The organism is Sulfitobacter maritimus (genome assembly GCF_013346665.1).
GTDB classification, from domain to species: domain Bacteria; phylum Pseudomonadota; class Alphaproteobacteria; order Rhodobacterales; family Rhodobacteraceae; genus Sulfitobacter; species Sulfitobacter maritimus.
In genome coordinates, this window is sequence record NZ_JABVBB010000034.1 from 551,931 (window position 1) to 570,860 (window position 18,930).

General features: G+C 61.9%; 18 protein-coding genes. 16 read left to right on the forward strand and 2 right to left on the reverse strand.

The window, feature by feature from the left end; translation table 11 throughout:
• Positions 1 to 927 carry a glutaminase gene (locus HTT03_RS12760; RefSeq protein WP_174860153.1) on the reverse strand — a complete coding sequence of 309 codons (927 nt, stop codon included), beginning with the start codon at positions 925 to 927 and terminating at the stop codon, positions 1 to 3.
• Positions 928 to 1,001: 74 nt separating this feature from the next.
• Here HTT03_RS12760 and murD point away from each other — a divergent pair, with 74 nt between their 5' ends.
• On the forward strand, positions 1,002 to 2,402 hold the full coding sequence (gene murD, locus HTT03_RS12765) for a UDP-N-acetylmuramoyl-L-alanine--D-glutamate ligase (protein WP_174860154.1): 1,401 nt from the start codon (positions 1,002 to 1,004) through the stop codon (positions 2,400 to 2,402).
• 108 nt (positions 2,403 to 2,510) lie between these two features.
• Here the strand turns inward: murD and HTT03_RS12770 are convergent, their stop codons facing one another.
• A complete protein-coding gene (locus HTT03_RS12770; protein WP_174860155.1) occupies positions 2,511 to 3,686 on the reverse strand; it encodes a BaiN/RdsA family NAD(P)/FAD-dependent oxidoreductase in 1,176 nt (391 codons plus the stop codon).
• Between the two features lie 111 nt (positions 3,687 to 3,797).
• On the opposite strand from HTT03_RS12770, the gene HTT03_RS12775 reads away from it, so the two are divergent.
• The 15 genes from HTT03_RS12775 (at position 3,798) to recN (ending at position 18,927) form a co-directional block, all read left to right on the forward strand.
• Positions 3,798 to 4,325 (forward strand): peroxiredoxin-like family protein, encoded by a 528-nt coding sequence (locus HTT03_RS12775; RefSeq protein ID WP_174860156.1) that lies wholly within the window; start codon positions 3,798 to 3,800, stop codon positions 4,323 to 4,325.
• A gap of 147 nt (positions 4,326 to 4,472) precedes the next feature.
• Entirely contained in the window at positions 4,473 to 5,639 is a 1,167-nt protein-coding gene (gene ftsW / locus HTT03_RS12780) for a putative lipid II flippase FtsW (protein WP_174860157.1), read from the forward strand.
• Entirely contained in the window at positions 5,639 to 6,763 is a 1,125-nt protein-coding gene (locus HTT03_RS12785; RefSeq protein WP_174860158.1) for a UDP-N-acetylglucosamine--N-acetylmuramyl-(pentapeptide) pyrophosphoryl-undecaprenol N-acetylglucosamine transferase, read from the forward strand. The genes ftsW and HTT03_RS12785 overlap by 1 nt, the downstream gene beginning before the upstream one ends.
• The gene (gene murC / locus HTT03_RS12790; RefSeq protein WP_174860159.1) at positions 6,760 to 8,178 is read left to right on the forward strand and encodes a UDP-N-acetylmuramate--L-alanine ligase; all 1,419 of its coding nucleotides are present in this window, start codon (positions 6,760 to 6,762) and stop codon (positions 8,176 to 8,178) included. Before HTT03_RS12785 ends, murC begins: the two co-directional genes overlap by 4 nt.
• Entirely contained in the window at positions 8,175 to 8,426 is a 252-nt protein-coding gene (locus HTT03_RS12795; protein ID WP_174860160.1) for a DUF2484 family protein, read from the forward strand. Before murC ends, HTT03_RS12795 begins: the two co-directional genes overlap by 4 nt.
• Positions 8,423 to 8,695: a DUF2484 family protein gene (locus HTT03_RS12800; RefSeq protein ID WP_174860161.1), complete on the forward strand. Its 273-nt coding sequence runs from the start codon at positions 8,423 to 8,425 to the stop codon at positions 8,693 to 8,695. Before HTT03_RS12795 ends, HTT03_RS12800 begins: the two co-directional genes overlap by 4 nt.
• Positions 8,692 to 8,991 (forward strand): hypothetical protein, encoded by a 300-nt coding sequence (locus HTT03_RS12805; protein ID WP_174860162.1) that lies wholly within the window; start codon positions 8,692 to 8,694, stop codon positions 8,989 to 8,991. The genes HTT03_RS12800 and HTT03_RS12805 overlap by 4 nt, the downstream gene beginning before the upstream one ends.
• A gap of 38 nt (positions 8,992 to 9,029) precedes the next feature.
• Positions 9,030 to 9,977: a UDP-N-acetylmuramate dehydrogenase gene (murB, locus tag HTT03_RS12810; protein ID WP_174860163.1), complete on the forward strand. Its 948-nt coding sequence runs from the start codon at positions 9,030 to 9,032 to the stop codon at positions 9,975 to 9,977.
• A gap of 128 nt (positions 9,978 to 10,105) precedes the next feature.
• Entirely contained in the window at positions 10,106 to 10,987 is an 882-nt protein-coding gene (locus tag HTT03_RS12815; RefSeq protein WP_246253525.1) for a D-alanine--D-alanine ligase, read from the forward strand.
• Positions 10,975 to 11,856 carry a cell division protein FtsQ/DivIB gene (locus HTT03_RS12820; protein WP_174860165.1) on the forward strand — a complete coding sequence of 294 codons (882 nt, stop codon included), beginning with the start codon at positions 10,975 to 10,977 and terminating at the stop codon, positions 11,854 to 11,856. Before HTT03_RS12815 ends, HTT03_RS12820 begins: the two co-directional genes overlap by 13 nt.
• 30 nt (positions 11,857 to 11,886) lie before the next feature.
• The gene (gene ftsA, locus HTT03_RS12825; protein WP_174860166.1) at positions 11,887 to 13,221 is read left to right on the forward strand and encodes a cell division protein FtsA; all 1,335 of its coding nucleotides are present in this window, start codon (positions 11,887 to 11,889) and stop codon (positions 13,219 to 13,221) included.
• A 174-nt stretch (positions 13,222 to 13,395) separates the two neighbouring features.
• Positions 13,396 to 15,003 (forward strand): cell division protein FtsZ, encoded by a 1,608-nt coding sequence (gene ftsZ / locus HTT03_RS12830; RefSeq protein ID WP_174860167.1) that lies wholly within the window; start codon positions 13,396 to 13,398, stop codon positions 15,001 to 15,003.
• 208 nt (positions 15,004 to 15,211) lie between these two features.
• The gene (lpxC, locus tag HTT03_RS12835) at positions 15,212 to 16,135 is read left to right on the forward strand and encodes a UDP-3-O-acyl-N-acetylglucosamine deacetylase (protein WP_174860168.1); all 924 of its coding nucleotides are present in this window, start codon (positions 15,212 to 15,214) and stop codon (positions 16,133 to 16,135) included.
• 222 nt (positions 16,136 to 16,357) lie between these two features.
• Entirely contained in the window at positions 16,358 to 17,224 is an 867-nt protein-coding gene (locus tag HTT03_RS12840; RefSeq protein WP_174860169.1) for an outer membrane protein assembly factor BamD, read from the forward strand.
• Positions 17,225 to 17,256: 32 nt separating this feature from the next.
• Positions 17,257 to 18,927, forward strand: coding sequence for a DNA repair protein RecN (gene recN, locus HTT03_RS12845; RefSeq protein ID WP_174860170.1), 1,671 nt, complete (start codon positions 17,257 to 17,259; stop codon positions 18,925 to 18,927).
• The last annotated feature ends 3 nt before the right edge of the window (positions 18,928 to 18,930 follow it).

Sequence of the window (18,930 nt, forward strand, 5' to 3'; positions counted from 1 at the left end):
CTAGAAAATCGACCAATCCATGTGACGCGCCAAAAGGGCCAGCGCTTCGGTGCCCTTTTGGCTGTTGCCGTAGCGGTTGAGCCCGGGCGACCAGACCGCGATGCTGGCGCGCCCCGGTACTATTGCCAAGATGCCGCCGCCGACCCCGGATTTGCCCGGCAGGCCGACGCGATAGGCGAAATCGCCCGAGCCATCGTAATGCCCGCAGGTCAGCATCAGCGCGTTGAGCCGCCGGATGCGGCTGGGGGCCACCAGTCTTGGCAAGTCAGGCGCTTCGATCAGGAAACGACCGGCCATGGCAAGCTGCTCTACTGTCATCTCCATCGCGCAGTGGTGGAAATAGGTGCCGAGCGTTCGTTCTGGCGCGTTGTTGAGGTTGCCGTAGGATTTCAGAAAATGCGCCAGCGCAAAGTTGCGGTGGCCAAAGTCGGTTTCTGACGCGGCGACGGTGTCGTTGATGTGGATGTCGTCGGTCCCCGCCGCTTCGCGCACGAAGCGCATGATCTCGGCCAGCGCCTCGCGCGGCTCGCGGCTGCCCAAGACCTCGTCCGTGGTAACGATCGCGCCTGCGTTGATGAACGGGTTGCGCGGGCGGCCCTGTTCTTGCTCCAACTGCACGATGGAATTGAACGCCCGGCCCGAAGGCTCGCGTCCGACACGGTGCCACAGTTGGTCGCCCGAGCGGCCAAGGGCAATCGCCAGCGTAAAGACCTTGGTGATCGACTGCACCGAAAATGGCACCTGTGTGTCACCCGCCACATGGCAGTGGCCGTCCGCCGTCACGACAGCGATGCCGAACTGCGCCGGGTCCACCTTGGCCAGTTGCGGGATATAGGCCGCCACATCGCCCCAATGGTCGTCCTCACGCATCATCGCATTGAGGCGCGGCAACACATCGTTGAGGTCGGGTTTCGCGGGGCTGGACATCTTAGGCGGCCTCTGGCTTGTGATAGGCGCATCATGCCCCCATTCTGGGGTCAACGGCTAGCAGGGGTTTGCAGATGATTCCAGTACAGGGCTTGGAAGGCGCGCGGGTTGCGGTGGTGGGCTTGGGCCGCTCTGGCCTGAGCGCGGCGCGGGCGTTGCAGGCGGGCGGGGCAAAGGTCAGCTGCTGGGACGATGACCCCGCAGCACGGGCGCGGGCCGAGCGGGAGGGGTTTGCCTGTGTCGACCTCAGCACCCCCGGCGCGCTTGATAAAATCGCGCGTTTGATTGTCAGCCCCGGTATTCCGCACCTCTACCCTGCGCCGAACCCGGTGGTCGCCAGCGCGCTGCAGGCAGGCGTGCCAGTCGACAATGATATTGGCTTGTTTTTTCAAAGCTTTGCCACACTGGCATGGGATCACTACGATGTCGCTCCCCGCGTCGTGGCCGTGACCGGCTCGAATGGGAAATCGACGACCTCGGCGCTGATCCATCACATTCTGGAGCATGTCGGGCGGCCCTGCCAACTGGCAGGCAATATCGGGCGTGGGGTGCTGGACCTTGATCCGGCGGTAGATGGGGAGGTCGTGGTGTTGGAGCTATCCAGCTATCAGACCGAGCTGGCCCGCGCTCTGACGCCGGATGTGGCGGTCTTTACCAATCTCACCCCCGACCATCTGGACCGCCATGCGGGCATGGGCGGCTATTTCGCGGCCAAACGTCGGCTGTTCTCCGAAGGCGGCCCGGACCGGGCGGTGATCGGTGTGGATGAGGCCGAGGGGCGTTTTCTGGCCGGACAGCTAAGCGAAGGGCCGAGCGATGACCGCGTGATCCGCATCAGTGCGGAGAGCAAACTTTCTGGCCCCGGCTGGCAGGTCTTTGCCCGCAAAGGGTTCTTGAGCGAATACCGGCGCGGCAAGCAGGTGGGGTCCATCGATCTGCGCGGCGTTCAAGGGTTGCCGGGAGCGCATAACCATCAAAACGCCTGTGCCGCCTATGCCGCCTGTCGGGCGCTTGGATTGGCCCCTCGGGTGATCGAGGCGGCGTTCCACAGTTTCGGCGGGCTGCCGCACCGCTCGCAGACCGTGGCTGAGGTGAATGGCGTGCGCTACGTCAATGACAGCAAGGCCACCAATGTCGACAGCGCGGCCAAAGCTTTGGCGGCGTTTAAAAATATCCGCTGGATCTGCGGCGGCCTTGAGAAAGAAGGCGGGCTTGGCGGGCTGGCCGAGGCGCAGGGCGGCGTGCGCAAAGCCTATGTGATCGGGCGCGAGGCCGCGCAGTTTGCGATGCAGTTGAACGCAGAGACCGAAGTCTGTGGCACGATGGAGCAGGCCGTCGCACGTGCCGCGGCGGAGGCGGAGGAGGGCGACGTAGTGCTCTTGGCCCCGGCGGCGGCGAGCTTTGATCAGTATGACAGTTTTGAGCGGCGTGGTGAGGATTTTGTCGCGCAGGTACAGAAGGTCTTAGCGGAGTAGCGGTGCGTTAACGCTGAGGGCAGCGCAGACCGACGGGGTGCTGCTGAAAGTGCGGCTCTATTGGGTCGGCGCTGCCCAAACTAGGACTGGGCGAGACATTGGTTTAAGTCAACTCGCTATCGCCCGGGCAGCGGCCATGCCCGACGACCAAGCCCATTGAAAGTTATACCCGCCGAGCCAGCCGGTGACGTCTACTGCTTCACCAATGAAATAAAGGCCGGGCACTTCTTTCGCCGCCATAGTTTTAGACGAAAGCGCATCGGTATCTACCCCGCCAAGGGTCACCTCGGCGGTGCGGTAGCCTTCGGTCCCGCCGGGGTGCAATCGCCAGTTCTGCAATGCCGCAACCAGCGTGGTCAGCCGGGCGTCTGACCAATCAGCGAGATTGCCCGAAAGGTCGAATTCTTGCCCAAGGTACTCTACCAGCCGCGACGGCAGGTGCTGTGCCAGAACAGTGGTGAAATTCCGCCGCCCCGATTGCTGCCGCTGGTCGCGCAACGCGCCGAGCAAGTCGCCTTCGGGGGCAAGGTTCACGATGATCGGTTCCCCTTCGCGCCAATAGGAGGACGCCTGCAAAACCGCAGGGCCGGACAGGCCGCGATGTGTGAAAAGCAGGGCTTCATCAAAGCCCGCAGAACCGGCCATTACCCTTGCCGGGGTGGCGACCCCGGCAAGGGGGGCAAAGCGGCCTTCGGCAAAGGTGAAAGGCACCAATCCGGCGCGGGTCTCTGTCACCGGCAGGCCGAACTGGCGGGCCACATCATAGGCCATGCCCGTCGCGCCCATTTTCGGGATCGATTTGCCCCCGGTGGCGATGACAAGGTTCTGTGCTGTAACTTTTACCACCTTCTCAGGGGTTTGCAGGTCAAAGGTAAAGCCGCTCTCGGTCTTGGCGAAATTACTGGCGCTGCTCTTGAGCTGCAGATCAACGCCCGCCTGCTGCATCAGACCGCGCAGCATAGCGATAATCTCTTTGGCGCTGGTGTCGCAGAACAACTGCCCCAGCGTTTTTTCATGCCAAGCGATGCCGTGGCGATCCACCAGTTCGATGAAATCCCACTGCGTGTACCGCGCCAGCGCAGACTTCGCGAAATGGGGGTTCTGGCTCAAAAACGCCTGCGGCTCGCAATACATATTGGTAAAATTACAGCGCCCGCCGCCCGAGATGCGGATCTTTTCACCCGGCGCTTTGGCATGGTCTACCACCAAGACGCGCCCCCCCGCATGGGCGGCGCACATCATGCCAGCGGCTCCGGCTCCGATAATGGCTGTATCGACTTGCATGGCCGCGCTCTGCCCGAATGTGCGAGGGCGGTCAAGAAGACGTGACAGCGGTTGTCCCGGTGACGGGACGGGATAGCTAGGAACAGAACGCAAATTGAACAGGAGCCGAGAATGACCAAACTGACAGCAGGACAAGACTTTCCGAAAATGGATGTGGCGCGGCTTGGCGGTGGCACATTGACCCTGGGCCAACCGCAAGAGGGGCGCGACTGGCAATTGGTGGTGGTCTACCGCGGTCTGCATTGCCCCATCTGCAAAAAATACCTCGCCCAGCTTGAGAAGCTGCAAAACGATTTCCATGAGATTGGCGTCGATGTCATTGCTGTCTCGGGCGACCCGGAGGAAAAGGCCAAGGGCATAGCCGAGGAGGACAACCTGACCCTGCCCATCGGCTATGACCTTACGCTCGACCAGATGCGCGACCTTGGGCTCTATATCTCTGACCCGCGCAGCCCCCAAGAAACCGACCGACCCTTCGCGGAGCCTGCGACATTCGTGATTAACGGGAAAGGCCAGACGCATATCATCGACATTTCCAACGCGCCTTTCTCCCGTCCCGATCTTGAGGGTCTGCTCAACGGTCTGAAATTCATCCGCAATAACGACTACCCGGTGCGCGGCACCCATAGCGCGGCATAAAAGACACTTAGGCGGGGCCAGCCTCGGCCCTGCCTAGCTTCCGGCGTTCATGGGCGCTAAATTCTCTGGCTTCATCTGCCAAATCGCGCTACCTTACCGGTTGAGACCCCGAAAAGGGGCCGTTGAGGCAGTGTAAGGCAGATACCCATGACAGAGATGGTCTATGGCGCAGTCCCGGTACGGGATGGCGAACCGATCCTTCCAAAATGGTGGCGTACGGTCGACCGTTGGGCTTTGTCCTGCGTGTTGATCCTCTTTGCCGTAGGGATGCTTTTGGGCCTTGCCGCGTCACCACCTTTGGCCGCGAAAAACGGCTTTGACGCCTTTCACTACGTGCAACGCCAAGCGTTCTTCGGCGGTTTGGCGCTTGTCGCGATGCTGTTGACCTCAATGATGTCGCCCACTGTGGTGCGCCGTTTGGCGGTGGTGGGATTCATTATCTCCTTTGTCGCGCTCGCGTTGCTGCCGTTTTTCGGCACGGATTTTGGCAAAGGGGCTACGCGCTGGTATTCGCTGGGCTTTGCCTCGCTGCAGCCGTCCGAATTCCTGAAGCCCGGTTTCATGGTCGCCGCCGCTTGGGCGATGGCCGCGAGCCTTGAGATTAACGGACCGCCGGGACGTGCGTGGTCCTTTGCACTGTGCATTTCCATCGTGCTGATGCTGGCCTTGCAGCCGGACTTTGGCCAAGCCTGTCTGGTGCTCTTTGGCTGGGGCGTGATGTATTTTGTGGGCGGCGCGCCGATGCTGCTGCTCGTCGGCATGGCCGGGCTCGTCGTGGTTGCAGGCACGGTGGCCTATTCCAACTCCGAACACTTCGCACGGCGAATTGACGGCTTTCTCAGCCCCGATGTCGACCCGACCACCCAGTTGGGCTATGCCACCAATGCGATCCGCGAAGGCGGATTGTTCGGGGTTGGCGTGGGCGAGGGGCAGGTCAAATGGTCGCTGCCAGATGCGCATACCGACTTCATCATCGCGGTGGCCGCAGAAGAATATGGGCTTATTCTGGTCGTCTGCATCATTGCCCTATATACAGTCGTGGTTGTTCGCTCGCTGATGCGGTTGGTGCGCGAACGTGATCCCTTCATCCGGCTGGCCGGAACCGGGCTGGCCTGCACATTCGGAGTACAGGCGATGATTAACATGGGTGTGGCTGTGCGGCTCTTGCCCGCCAAGGGCATGACGCTGCCGTTCGTGAGCTACGGCGGCTCGTCGGTGATCGCCTCTGGCATCGCCGTGGGCATGCTCTTGGCCTTTACCCGCAGCCGTCCTCAGGGTGAGATCAGCGATATTCTGGGCCGGGGCCGCCGCTGATGTCTGCGCCATTGCTGATCATCGCCGCCGGGGGGACCGGGGGGCATATGTTTCCGGCACAGGCTTTGGCTGAGGTGATGCTCAAGCGGGGTTGGCGCGTGAAGCTGAGCACCGATGCACGCGGCGCACGCTATACCGGCGGTTTCCCCGAAGCGGTCGAGATCAACCAGATCAGCAGCGCTACCTTTGCCCGCGGCGGCATCGCGGCCAAGGCGCTGGTGCCGTTTCGCATCGCAGCCGGTGTGCTGGGCGCGGGGCTGAACATGCTGCGCGACCGGCCTTCGGTGGTCGTGGGGTTTGGCGGCTACCCGTCGATCCCCGCACTTGGGGCGGCTTGGGCGCTGCGGATGCCGCGGATGATCCATGAGCAGAACGGTATATTGGGCCGCGTGAACGAAATTTTCGCCAAACGCGTCAACGCGGTGGCCTGCGGCATCTGGCCTACGAAACTGCCCGAAGGGGTCGACGGTTGGCATGTGGGCAACCCGGTCCGCGCGGCAGTGCTGGACCGCGCTGGCTCTGCCTATATCCCGCCGGGGGATTACCCGATGGAAGTGCTGGTCATGGGCGGCAGCCAAGGGGCGCGGATTTTGAGCGACGTGGTGCCGCCCGCACTGGCGGCCCTGCCGATGAACATGATCCACAACATCCGTGTCAGCCATCAGGCCCGCGAGGAAGATGGGCAGCGGGTTGCCGACTACTACGCCGAATCCGGCATCCACGCCGATGTGCGCCCGTTTTTCGACGACGTGCCGCGCCGCATGTCCGAAGCGCAGCTGGTGATCAGCCGCTCGGGCGCGTCGAGCATCGCGGACCTCTCGGTTATTGGCCGCCCGTCGATCCTGATCCCCTTTGCCGCCGCCGCCGGAGACCACCAAAGCGCCAACGCGCGTGGGTTGGTTGAAGCCGGGGCCGCGATCATGGTGCCGGAGCGCAAGGCCAATCCCGAAGTCCTGACTGAGCAAATCCTGTCGGTTCTTGAAATGCCTGATGGGGCTTTGCAAATGTCACGCGCCGCCCTGTCCGTGGGCAAACCTGACGCGGCCGAGACCTTGGCCGATATGGTTGAACATCTGAGCGCCCATGGAACACTTTCTTCCACAGAAGAGGAAAATCAGCAATGAACGATGCGGCTACCAAACTGCCGACAGACGTCGGCCCGATCCATTTCGTCGGCATCGGCGGCATCGGCATGTCAGGCATTGCCGAAGTGCTGCTGAACCACGGCTACCGGGTGCAGGGGTCGGACCTCAACACCACCAAGCTCACGGTGCGTCTGGCCGAATTGGGCGGGCGTATCTTTGAAGGGCAGGCGGCCGAGAACATTGGCGATGCGGCGGTGGTGGTGATTTCTTCGGCGATCAAACCCGGCAATGCCGAGCTGGACGAGGCCCGCCGCCGGGGCTTGCCTGTCGTGCGCCGGGCCGAGATGCTGGCCGAGTTGATGCGTCTTAAATCCAACATCGCGGTGGCAGGCACCCACGGCAAGACGACGACGACCACCTTGGTAGCAGAACTGCTGGTCGCCGGGGGCATTGACCCCACGGTGATCAACGGCGGTGTGATCCACGCTTACGGCTCCAACGCGCGGATGGGACAGGGCGAGTGGATGGTGGTGGAGGCCGATGAGTCCGATGGCACCTTTAACCGCCTGCCTGCGACCATCGCCATTGTCACCAATATCGACCCAGAGCATATGGAGCATTGGGGCGATTTCGACACGCTGCGACAGGGGTTCTTGAACTTCGTGTCGAACATCCCCTTTTACGGGCTGGCGGTCTGCTGCATTGATCACCCTGAGGTGCAGTCATTGGTGGGCAAGATCACGGACCGCCGTGTGCTGACCTATGGGTTCAACGTGCAATCTGATGTGCGCGCGGTGGGGCTGCATTATAAGGACGGGGTTGCCCATTTTGATGTGCACCTGCAGTCCGAAGGGGAAATCATCGAAGGCTGTGCGCTGCCGATGCCGGGAGATCACAATGTCTCGAACGCGCTGGCCGCTGTGGCGGTATCGCGGCACCTTGGCATGAGCGCCGATAAAATCCGTACTGCGCTAAGCCGTTTCGGCGGCGTTAACCGAAGATTTACCCGCGTGGGCGAAGTTGACGGTGTGACCATTATTGATGACTACGGCCACCACCCGGTTGAGATCGCAGCCGTGCTGAAAGCCGCGCGGCAAGCCAGCGCGGGGCGGGTGATCGCCGTGCACCAACCGCACCGCTATTCGCGGCTGCACCATCATTTTGATGAGTTCTGCGCCTGTTTCAATGACGCGGATGTCGTCGGCATCGCGGATGTCTATGCCGCAGGCGAAGACCCGATCCCCGGCGCGGACCGTGACGGGCTGGTAACCGGCCTGATCCAGCATGGCCACCGCCAAGCCTATCCGGTTGAAGATGCCGAGGCGTTGACCGAATTGGTTCTGCGCGAGACACGGCCAGGCGATATCGTCGTCTGCCTTGGCGCGGGGACGATTAGCGCTTGGGCCAATGAGTTGCCCAACGCTCTGCGCACGGCCAAGGAGGCGGCAGCGTGACCTTGGCTTGGCTGTCGATCCTTTGGGTCTTCGGCTCTGTGGCTGTGGCCATGCTTCCCCTGCGGCATCAATATCTGCCGGGGCTGGTGTTATTGCTTGCCGCTCCGGTTCTGATCGCGGCAATTGGGGTAGTTCATTCGTGGCTCTTGGCGCTGGCCGCTGGGGCCGCCTTTGTTTCGATGTTTCGCAATCCTTTGCGCTACGTCGCGGCCCGGCTACGCGGTGAAACGCCGGAGCCTGTGCAATGAGCCTTTCTCTGGTCCTTGTTTGCTTTTGGTTCGTGATTGCCAATATCCTTGCCATGACGCCAAGCAAGGATTTCCACTGGCGTAACGCCTATGTGCTCATCGCCGTTGGCATTCCCATCGTAGGCTTCGCCACCATGCAGCACGGGCCGTGGGTCGGCCTGTTGGTCTTGGCTGGCGGCTGTTCGGTGCTGCGCTGGCCGGTGATCTATTTCGCCCGTTGGCTGCGGCGGCGGAGCGGCGGGCTGCGGCATAGGGGGCCAGCAGAATGACGGTGACGCCTACGCTTGTGGCGTTGCTGAGTGTTTTCGCTGTCTGGTTCTTTGCCTGTATCTGGACAGGATACCGACTGCGCGTCTGGCTGTTTTTCGTGGTGCTTGCTGTGGGCCTTGGCCTGAATGCAACCTGGATGGTGTTGGGCCTCAACGCGCGGGTGTTGGAACCCCATGCGCTGCTCGCTCAGGTCTCTGTTATCCTCTACGCAGTTGGCGGTTTTGGCTTTGGCTGGTTGGCGGGCCGCGTGGTCTTGCGGTGGCGCGAAAGCCGCGTCGACAAGGACGACGCTTGACGGTTTGCCCCGCCGCGCAAATAGGCTAAGTCCGCCTCATGACCAAGCTGAATATACCCGATCTGCGCGGCAAGCTGACGCCTGAACGCGCCCTGAGCGACCTGACATGGCTGCGCGTTGGCGGCCCTGCGGACTACCTGTTTCAACCTGCCGATCTGGATGATCTATGCCTTTTCATGCGGCGCTTGCCGCAGGGGGTCGAGGTCTTTCCGATGGGTGTCGGCTCTAACCTCATTGTGCGCGATGGCGGGCTTCGGGCGGTGGTGATCCGTCTGGGGCGTGGGTTTAACGGCATTGAGATAGAGGGCGATCGCGTCACCGCCGGGGCCGCGGCGCTGGACGCCCATGTGGCGCGTAAAGCGGCGGATGCGGGGCTTGACCTCACGTTTCTGCGGACCATTCCCGGCAGTATCGGCGGAGCCTTGCGCATGAATGCAGGCTGCTACGGCAGCTATACGGCGGATCATTTCGTCTCGGCCAAGGCTGTGACCCGCGCCGGAGAGGTTGTGACCCTAACCGCAGATGACCTAAATTTCCGCTATCGCCAGACCGACCTGTCGCCCGGTGCGGTGCTGGTCAGCGCCACCTTTGCGCCACCCAAAGGCGTCGCGGAAGAGTTGCATGCGCGGATGGAAAACCAGCTTGCCAAACGCGACGAAACCCAACCCACAAAGGACCGCAGCGCCGGATCGACCTTTCGCAACCCGGCCGGATTCTCGTCCACCGGGAAGGTCGATGATGTGCACGACCTAAAGGCGTGGAAGGTGATCGACGATGCCGGGATGCGCGGGGCCACACGCGGCGGTGCGCAGATGAGTCCGAAGCATTCCAACTTCCTCATCAACACCGGTGAGGCCACGGCAGATGACCTCGAATCATTGGGTGAGGAAGTGCGAAAAAAGGTTTACGCTTCAAGCGGTATAAGGCTAGAATGGGAAATTAAGCGCATCGGTGAAAAATTGGGTGAACCGGTGTCGCAAAGCTAAGCCGTTAGGCGATAGCCAATGCAGACGGCAAAGCAACGATAACAATGATAGGGGCCGCAAACGGCCCGAGGCAAAGAGGCACTTTGGTGGGTACGTCGAGCGGACACTCCCCGACAGTGGCGGTATTGATGGGCGGACCTTCGGCTGAGCGCGAGGTGTCTTTGTCCAGCGGGCGCGCATGCGCAGCTGCCCTACGGGAACATGGCGGATATAAGGTGGTCGAGGTTGATGCTGGCCGCGATCTCTGCGCCGTATTGACGGATCTCCAGCCTGACGCCGTTTTGAACTGTCTGCATGGCCGATGGGGCGAAGATGGCTGCGTGCAGGGACTGCTCGAATGGCTGCATATTCCCTACACACATTCCGGGGTGCTGGCCTCGGCGCTGGCGATGGACAAGCAGCGCTCCAAGGAAGTGTTCCGCCATGCGGGGCTGCCGGTGCTGGAAAGCGTCATCGCGCCTAAGGCCGACGTCATGGCGCAGCACGTGCTGACCCCGCCCTATGTGGTGAAGCCCAACAACGAAGGCTCATCGGTTGGCGTCTATTTGATCGCAGAGGACAACAACGGCCCACCGCAGCTGTCCGACGATATGCCGGATGAGGTGATGGTAGAGACCTTCGCACCGGGGCGTGAGTTAACCACCACCGTGATGGGCGACCGCGCGCTTGGCGTGACCGATATTATCACCACAGGTTGGTATGACTACGACGCCAAATACAAGCCCGGCGGTTCGCGCCATGTGGTGCCTGCGGACCTGCCCGACGACATCACCGCGCTGTGCCTCGAATACGCCCGTCGTGCGCATGATGCGCTTGGGTGCCGGGGCATCAGCCGCACCGATTTCCGGTGGGATGAAGCCCGTGGTGCCGAAGGGTTGATCTTGCTGGAGACCAACACCCAGCCCGGCATGACCGCGACCTCGCTGTCGCCGGAGCAGGCGGCTGCGGTGGGCATCTCTTTCCCCGCGCTTTGCGCTTGGATGGTGGAGGACGCCTCATGCGATCGCTGATCCGCCGCCGTCCTGAAACCCCCAAAGCCGATCCCGCACCGTCGCGTTGGTCGTGGCGCATGCAGCGTTTGATGCTCACGCCGGGCTTTCGCTTTGCCCTGCGCATTGGGTTGCCCTTCACGCTCAGTCTTCTGGCTGGCACGATTTACCTGTCGGACGAAGACCGGCGCGGCGCTGTAATGCAGACCATCGCCGATCTGCGCGCCAGTATCCAAGAGCGTCCCGAATTCATGGTCAAACTCATGGCCATTGACGGTGCCAGCGACCGGCTGGCACGGGAAATCCGCGCTGCGGTGCCGCTGGAATTTCCGCTGTCGTCTTTCGACTTTGACCTGACCGAGTTGCGCGAACAGGTGACCGCAATCAATGGCGTGCGGCAGGCCAATGTCCGCATCCGGCCGGGTGGCGTCTTGCAAATTGACGTGACCCCCCGCGTGCCGGTGGCCGTGTGGCGCAACGCTGAGGGGCTGGCGCTGGTCGACAAGACCGGCGCGCATGTGACCAAGATCGCGTCGCGTGCAGAACAGGCCGATTTGCCGCTGATCGCTGGCGACGGGGCGGCAGAGCACGTCCCCGAAGCGTTGCGGTTGATCGCAGCGGCCAGCGTGATGGGCGACCGCCTGCGCGGCTTGGTGCGCGTGGGCGAGCGCCGTTGGGATGTGGTGCTGGACCGCGACCAGCGCATCATGCTTCCCGAAGAAAACGCCGTTCAGGCGCTGGAACGGGTGATTGCGCTGGAAGGCGCACAAGAAGTCCTTACGCGTGATGTCGCGCGGGTGGACATGCGGTTGGCGTCAAGACCAACGCTTAGAATGAACGAAGATGCCACCCGCGAATGGTGGCACATCAGGCAGCTTTCCGGCCAGTAAGATGGCCTTTGGGATCGGGACAGTAACAAAATGATGGACCTATACGACAGTCAGCGTTCGATGCGGCATATGCGCAAATTGGCGATCCAACGCGGGGTGGTCGCCATTCTGGACGTGGGCAGTTCCAAGATCGCCTGTCTGGTGTTGCGCTTCGACGGGATTGGCCTTGATGGTGGCGACGGCGACATTGGCTCGCTGGCCGGGCAGTCGGGCTTTCGGGTCATCGGGGCTGCGACCACCCGGTCGCGCGGTGTGCGCTTTGGCGAGATCTGCGCCATGGGCGAGACCGAACGGGCCATCCGCACCGCGCTGCAAGCGGCGCAGAAAATGGCGGGCATTCGTGTTGACCACGTCATCGCCTGTTTCTCGGGCGGGGAGCCGCGCAGCTATGGGCTGGATGCTTCGGTGGAGTTGGAAGGCCAGTCGGTTTCCGAGCAAGACGTGGCGCGGGTGCTGGCAGGCTGTGATGTGCCGGAATACGGCGAGGGGCGCGAAGTCTTGCACGCCCAACCGGTGAATTTTGCGTTGGATCACCGCTCTGGTCTGGCCGACCCGCGTGGGCAGTTGGGCAACAGCCTGTCGGTAGACATGCATATGCTGACGGTTGATGCGGATACGGTGCAGCATCTGGCCCATTGTATTAAGCGTTGTGATTTGGAACTCGCCGGCATCGCCTCGTCCTCCTATGCGTCGGGCATCTCGGCTCTGGTTGAGGATGAGCAGGAATTGGGCGCGGCCTGTATCGACATGGGCGGCGGCACTACTGGTGTCTCGATCTTTATCAAGAAACATATGATCTATGCCGATACCGTGCGCATGGGCGGCGATCACGTGACCTCTGACATCTCCATGGGGCTACAGGTGCCCACGGCCAATGCAGAGCGGATCAAGACCTTCTACGGCGGTGTCCATGCGACCGGGATGGACGACCGCGACATGATCGAGATCGGCGGTGAGACGGGCGATTATGAGCATGACCGCCGCACCGCCAGCCGCGCTGAGTTGATTGGCATCATGCGCCCGCGCGTCGAAGAGATCCTCGAAGAGGTCCGCGTTCGGCTGGATGCCGCTGGTTTTGACCACTTGCCAAGCCAGCAGATTGTACTTACGGGGGCGGGCAGCCAGATTCCGGGTCTGGATGGGTTGGCGAGCAAGATCCTCGGCCAGCAGGTGCGTCTGGGGCGTCCGCTGCGTGTGCATGGGCTGCCGCAGGCCGCAACAGGGCCGGGCTTTGCCTCCGCGGTAGGGCTTGCGCTCTTTGCCGCGCATCCGCAAGACGAATGGTGGGATTTCGACATTCCCGCCGATCGCTACCCGTCGCGGTCGCTCAAACGTGCGGTGAAATGGTTCCGTGACAATTGGTGACCGCAATATCGGGTGTTTAACGCGAGATAAGGCGGAAACTGGCAAGTTTTTGCCCATATTTAGCGTCAAAACGATGTTTTTTAGGTGACGATGCAGCCCTATGCCGATAGGGTTGGGCAAATTTGGTCGAAAAAATCCCCGCGGGACGCGGGCAACTGGACAGGCGGACAGCACATGACACTCAACCTTTCAATGCCAGGACAAGATGATCTGAAACCCCGTATCACCGTCTTCGGTGTTGGCGGTGCTGGCGGCAACGCGGTCAACAACATGATCGAAAAGCAGCTGGACGGCGTTGATTTCGTTGTCGCGAACACAGATGCCCAAGCGTTGCAGCAGGCGCAGGCCGAAAACCGCGTTCAACTCGGCATCAAAGTGACCGAAGGTCTGGGCGCGGGCGCCCGTGCCTCTGTCGGCGCTGCGGCGGCTGAAGAGAGCATCGAACAGATCGTCGACCACCTTGCTGGCGCACATATGTGCTTCATTACTGCCGGTATGGGCGGCGGCACCGGTACCGGTGCGGCGCCGATCATCGCGCAGGCCGCGCGGGAGCTTGGCGTGCTGACCGTTGGCGTTGTGACCAAACCCTTCCAGTTCGAAGGCGCCAAGCGCATGCGTCAGGCCGAGGACGGCGTTGAGACGCTGCAAAAGGTCGTCGACACGCTGATCATCATTCCGAACCAGAACCTTTTCCGTCTGGCGAATGAAAAAACCACCTTCACCGAAGCCTTTTCGCTCGCCGATGACGTGCTGTACCAAGGTGTGAAGGGCGTGACCGACCTGATGGTCCGTCCGGGTCTCATCAACCTCGACTTTGCCGACGTCCGCGCCGTGATGGACGAAATGGGCAAGGCGATGATGGGCACAGGCGAGGCCGAGGGCGAAGATCGCGCCATCCAAGCCGCTGAGAAAGCCATCGCCAACCCGCTGCTGGACGAAATCAGCCTGCGCGGTGCCAAGGGTGTTCTTATCAACATCACCGGCGGTCACGACCTGACCCTGTTCGAACTGGACGAAGCCGCCAACCGCATCCGCGAGGAAGTGGACCCAGAGGCGAACATCATCGTCGGTTCCACACTGGACGAAGCTCTGGGCGGCCTGATGCGCGTCAGCGTTGTTGCCACCGGCATCGATGCGACAGACGTGAACACCGAAATCCCGGTTCCGCGCCGTTCCATGAGCCAGCCTCTGCGTCAGAGCGTCTCGGTCGATGATGTGGCACAGGCTTCTGCTGCTCAAACCCCGGCGCCTGCACCTGTTGCGGCTGAGATGAAGCAAGAAGTCGAGCAAGCGCCGCTGTTCCAAGACCTTCAGTCTGAGCGCCAGCAGGACCGCTACGAAGAAGAGCAAGTTGTCGAGGATGACGATGGTCTGCCCGCACCGGCTTACCAGCCCGAAGTCGCCGCTTTCGAGCCGCGTCAGGAGCAGAACATCGAAGCCGAACCGGAAACATTCGTGGCCCCGCGCGCCCCAACACCCGGCACGCCATCGCCCGAAGCACTGGCCCGTCTGCGCGCCGCCGCGCAAAAAGCCGCGCCCGAGCGTCAGGGCCAGCCGCAAGCCCAGCAGGGCGAGCAGGGGGACAAGGGTCGCTTTGGCATCAACTCCTTGATCAACCGGATGACCGGCCACGCCGAAGGTGAGCAGCAGCAGCGCCCGGCGCGTCAGCAGCCACCGGTGCAGACTCGCGCCTCTGCCGCCGCACCTCAGCCGCAGGAAAACAACGATCCAGACCAAGAGCGGATCGAAATTCCCGCCTTCCTGCGTCGTCAGGCAAATTAAGTCGATCACATTAAGATCGGTTAGGGTCGCCTTCGGGGCGGCCCTTTTTCGTTTCAGATCAGGGCATTACCGATCAATGGGCGTGACTGTGCCTGAATGTTACGCCCATGTTTCAGACCGTTGCAAAGATTGAGTTGAGCAAATCGAACCCGCCGCTTACCTCTGGGTTCAAGATACACGCAGATGTACGCAGATTGAGGATGCTTCCGTGCAAACAACAATTAAATCAGCGATCAGTTTCAGTGGCACAGGCCTGCACAGCGGCCTGCCTGCGACTGTTACTCTGCGTCCCGCTTCCGCGCACCATGGCATCTGGTTCTCGCGCAGCGATGTTGCTGTGGGCGATCGTATGATCCCGGCCCGCTGGGACGCGGTCAACCGTTCGCCGCTTTGCACGAAACTCGAAAACCCCACCGGCCTGTCGGTCTCGACTGTTGAGCATTTGATGGCAGCACTTGCGGGCTGTGGCATCCATAACGTGCTGATCGAAATCGACGGTCCCGAAGTGCCGATCCTTGATGGGTCCTCCGCCCCCTTCGTGCGCGGCATAATGCAACGCGGTATCCGCCAGCTTGCCGCACCTGTGATGGCTTTTGAGGTTCTGAAAACCGTGACTGTGCAGGACGGCGATGCTGTTGCCACGATTTCCCCATCTGACACGCTGCGCATCGATTTTGAGATCGACTTTGCTGATGCGGCGATTGGCCATCAGAGCAAGTCTCTGGTGATGAACAACGGCTCATTTGCGCGTGAACTCTGTGACAGCCGGACCTTCTGCCGTCAGGCGGATGTTGAGGCGATGCAGGCCAACGGTCTGGCCCTTGGCGGTGCGCCGGGTGAAAACGCGGTGGTTTTTGACGGGGATGAAGTGCTCAGCCCCGGTGGCCTGCGCCACGCGGATGAACCTGTCCGGCACAAGATGCTCGACGCTCTGGGCGATCTCGCCTTGGCCGGTGCGCCGCTGCTGGGTCACTACCAAGGCACCCGCGCGGGTCATTCGCTGACCAACACGCTGCTGCGCAAACTGTTCGCCACGCCGGATGCTGTGCGGCTGGTTCCCTGTGATGCGCAGCAAGCCGTGCGTCTGCCGGGCTATGGCCTTGTTTGGGACGAAATTCCGGCCGTGGCCTAAGGGCCGGGCCAACAACCCCAGCAAGGGACGATGTGCCATTGAACGCGTTGCCCATGCCTTGTATTCCTTAACGCGAAGTGACAAGCCTGATGCTGCGCGGGCGCCGTTGCGTGACTGCCATTCGGCGGGGCGAAATGGGCGTTTTGCGTGGCAAATTAATGTGCTAGTCACATGCGCAAGAGGGTCTTTGACCATGGGTTCGACGATGCAAGGGGTACAGGCATGACGGGAGCGGGATCGCGCAAGAGAGTGATCGGTGTACTGTGCCTCGTGACGGTCTTGGCGGCCTGTGGCGGTGGTGACGGGCGCTCGGACGGGAGCTTTTTTAACCCGCAAGAAATCCCGCTGGAAACCTATACCGCTGAGCAGATTTTTGAGCGCGGCGAATATGAGCTTGAGGGCAACAACCCCGGCGAGGCGGCGACCTATTTTGCTGAGATTGAGCGTCTTTACCCCTATTCCGAATGGGCCAAACGCGCGCTGATTATGCAGGCTTTTGCCTATCACCGCGATCAAGATTACCCCAACAGCCGTTCTGCCGCACAGCGGTTCATTGACTTCTATCCCGGCGATGATGACGCCGCCTATGCGCAATATCTATTGGCGCTGAGCTACTACGACCAAATTGACGAAGTGGGCCGCGATCAGGGGCTGACCTTTCAGGCGCTCCAAGCGCTCCGCGCGGTGATTGAGCGCTATCCTGATAGTGAATATGCCCGCGCTGCGATCTTGAAATTCGACCTCGCTTTCGACCATCTGGCGGGCAAAGAGATGGAAATCGGCCGCTACTATCTGCGTCGGGATCACTATACCGCCGCGATCAACCGATTCCGTGTTGTGGTTGAGGATTTTCAGACCACCACCCACACGGCTGAGGCTTTACACCGCCTTGTCGAAGCCTATCTGTCGCTTGGTCTGACGCGTGAGGCGCAGACCGCCGCGGCCATTCTGGGCCACAACTACCGCGGCTCTGAGTGGTACCAAGATAGCTATCGCCTGCTGACAGGACGGGGGCTTGCGCCTGCCTTCTATAAGGACAACTGGCTGGGCGCGGCTTATCGCCAAACCATCAAGGGCGAGTGGCTTTAAGGGGGATGGGCAGGCCCATCCGACGGTTTTAGATGCTGCGCGGACTTGATATTTCAGACATGCTGATCATCGACCGGCTGGAGCTTGGCTTCCAGCCGGGTCTGAACGTGCTGACCGGAGAGACCGGCGCGGGCAAGTCGATCTTGTTGGATTCCCTGGGCTTTGTCTTGGGCTGGCGCGGGCGTGCTGATCTGGTGCGCCAAGGGGCCGATCAGGGCGAGGTGACCGCGTGGTTCGATCTACCGCCCGGCCACCCGGCCCATGCGGTACTCGACGATGCGGGCCTGCCGGGCGGGGATGAGTTGATCCTGCGGCGGATCAACTCTGCCGACGGGCGCAAGACTGCTTGGGTCAATGACCGTCGCTGTTCGGGCGAGGTGTTGCGGCGACTGTCTGAAACTTTGGTTGAATTGCACGGCCAGCATGATGACCGTGGCTTGCTGAACCCCCGCGGCCACCGGGCGATACTGGACGATTACGCAGGCAACGCGCGGGCCTTGGCCGGCGTGCGCGAAGCATGGCAGGCGCTGGCCGCTGCCCGCAGGGCCGCAGAGGTTGCCGCAACCGAGCGCGAAGCAATCGCCGCCGAGGAAGAATTCCTCCGGCACGCTGTTGCTGAATTGGACAAACTCGCCCCCGAAGCAGGCGAAGAAGCCACGCTCGACACCCGCCGCCGCCTGATGCAAAGCGCCGAAAAAATCCGCCGCGACGTGGTAAACGCCTATGAGCTCATGGGGCAGGGCGGGGCGGAAACCGCGCTTGGCGATGCGCTGCGCTGGCTTGACGGTGTGGCAGACAAGGCCGAGGGCGCGCTTGAAGAGCCTCTGGCCGCGCTCAACCGCGCAATGGTTGAGTTGGATGAGGCGATGTCGGGTGTGGCGGATGCTATCGATGGCATGTCCTTTGATCCTTACGAATTAGAAGCCTGCGAAGAGCGCCTGTTCGCGATCCGCGGGCTGGCACGTAAACATGACGTGCAACCGGATGAGTTGGCGGGCTTCGCCGATACGCTGCGCAGCAAGCTCGACGCGCTCGACGCAGGCGAGGCGGCGCAGGCCGAGCTTGAGCAGGCCGTGCGCGATGCGCAGGCGCTCTATGACCAACGTGCCACCGCACTGACCGAGAAACGGCGCAAATCGGCCGCCAAACTCGACAAGGCCGTGGCCGCAGAACTGGCCCCGCTCAAAATGGAGCGGGCGGTATTCGTCACCCAGATCACAGAAGAGCCCGCAGGCCCCGAGGGCCGCGATGCGGTGTCCTTTACCGTGGCAACCAACCCCGGCGCGCCAGCAGGCCCCTTGGGCAAGATTGCCTCAGGCGGGGAACTCAGCCGCTTCCTACTCGCGCTCAAAGTCTGCCTGACCCAAAGCCAATCCGGCCTGACCCTGATCTTTGACGAGATCGACCGGGGCGTCGGTGGTGCGACTGCCGATGCCGTGGGACGGCGTTTGCAGGCGCTGGCGGCGGAGGGCCAAGTGCTGGTGGTGACACACTCGCCGCAGGTGGCGGCCCTCGGTGCGCATCACTGGCGGGTCGAAAAATCGGTGGCCAAGGGGATGACGACCTCTACCGTCGTGCCACTGGCCTCCGCCGAACGCGTGGATGAGGTGGCCCGCATGTTGGCGGGCGACACGATCACTGACGCCGCCCGTGCTGCCGCCGAAGCATTGCTCCAAGGGCAACAGGCTGCAACGACTTCATAAATG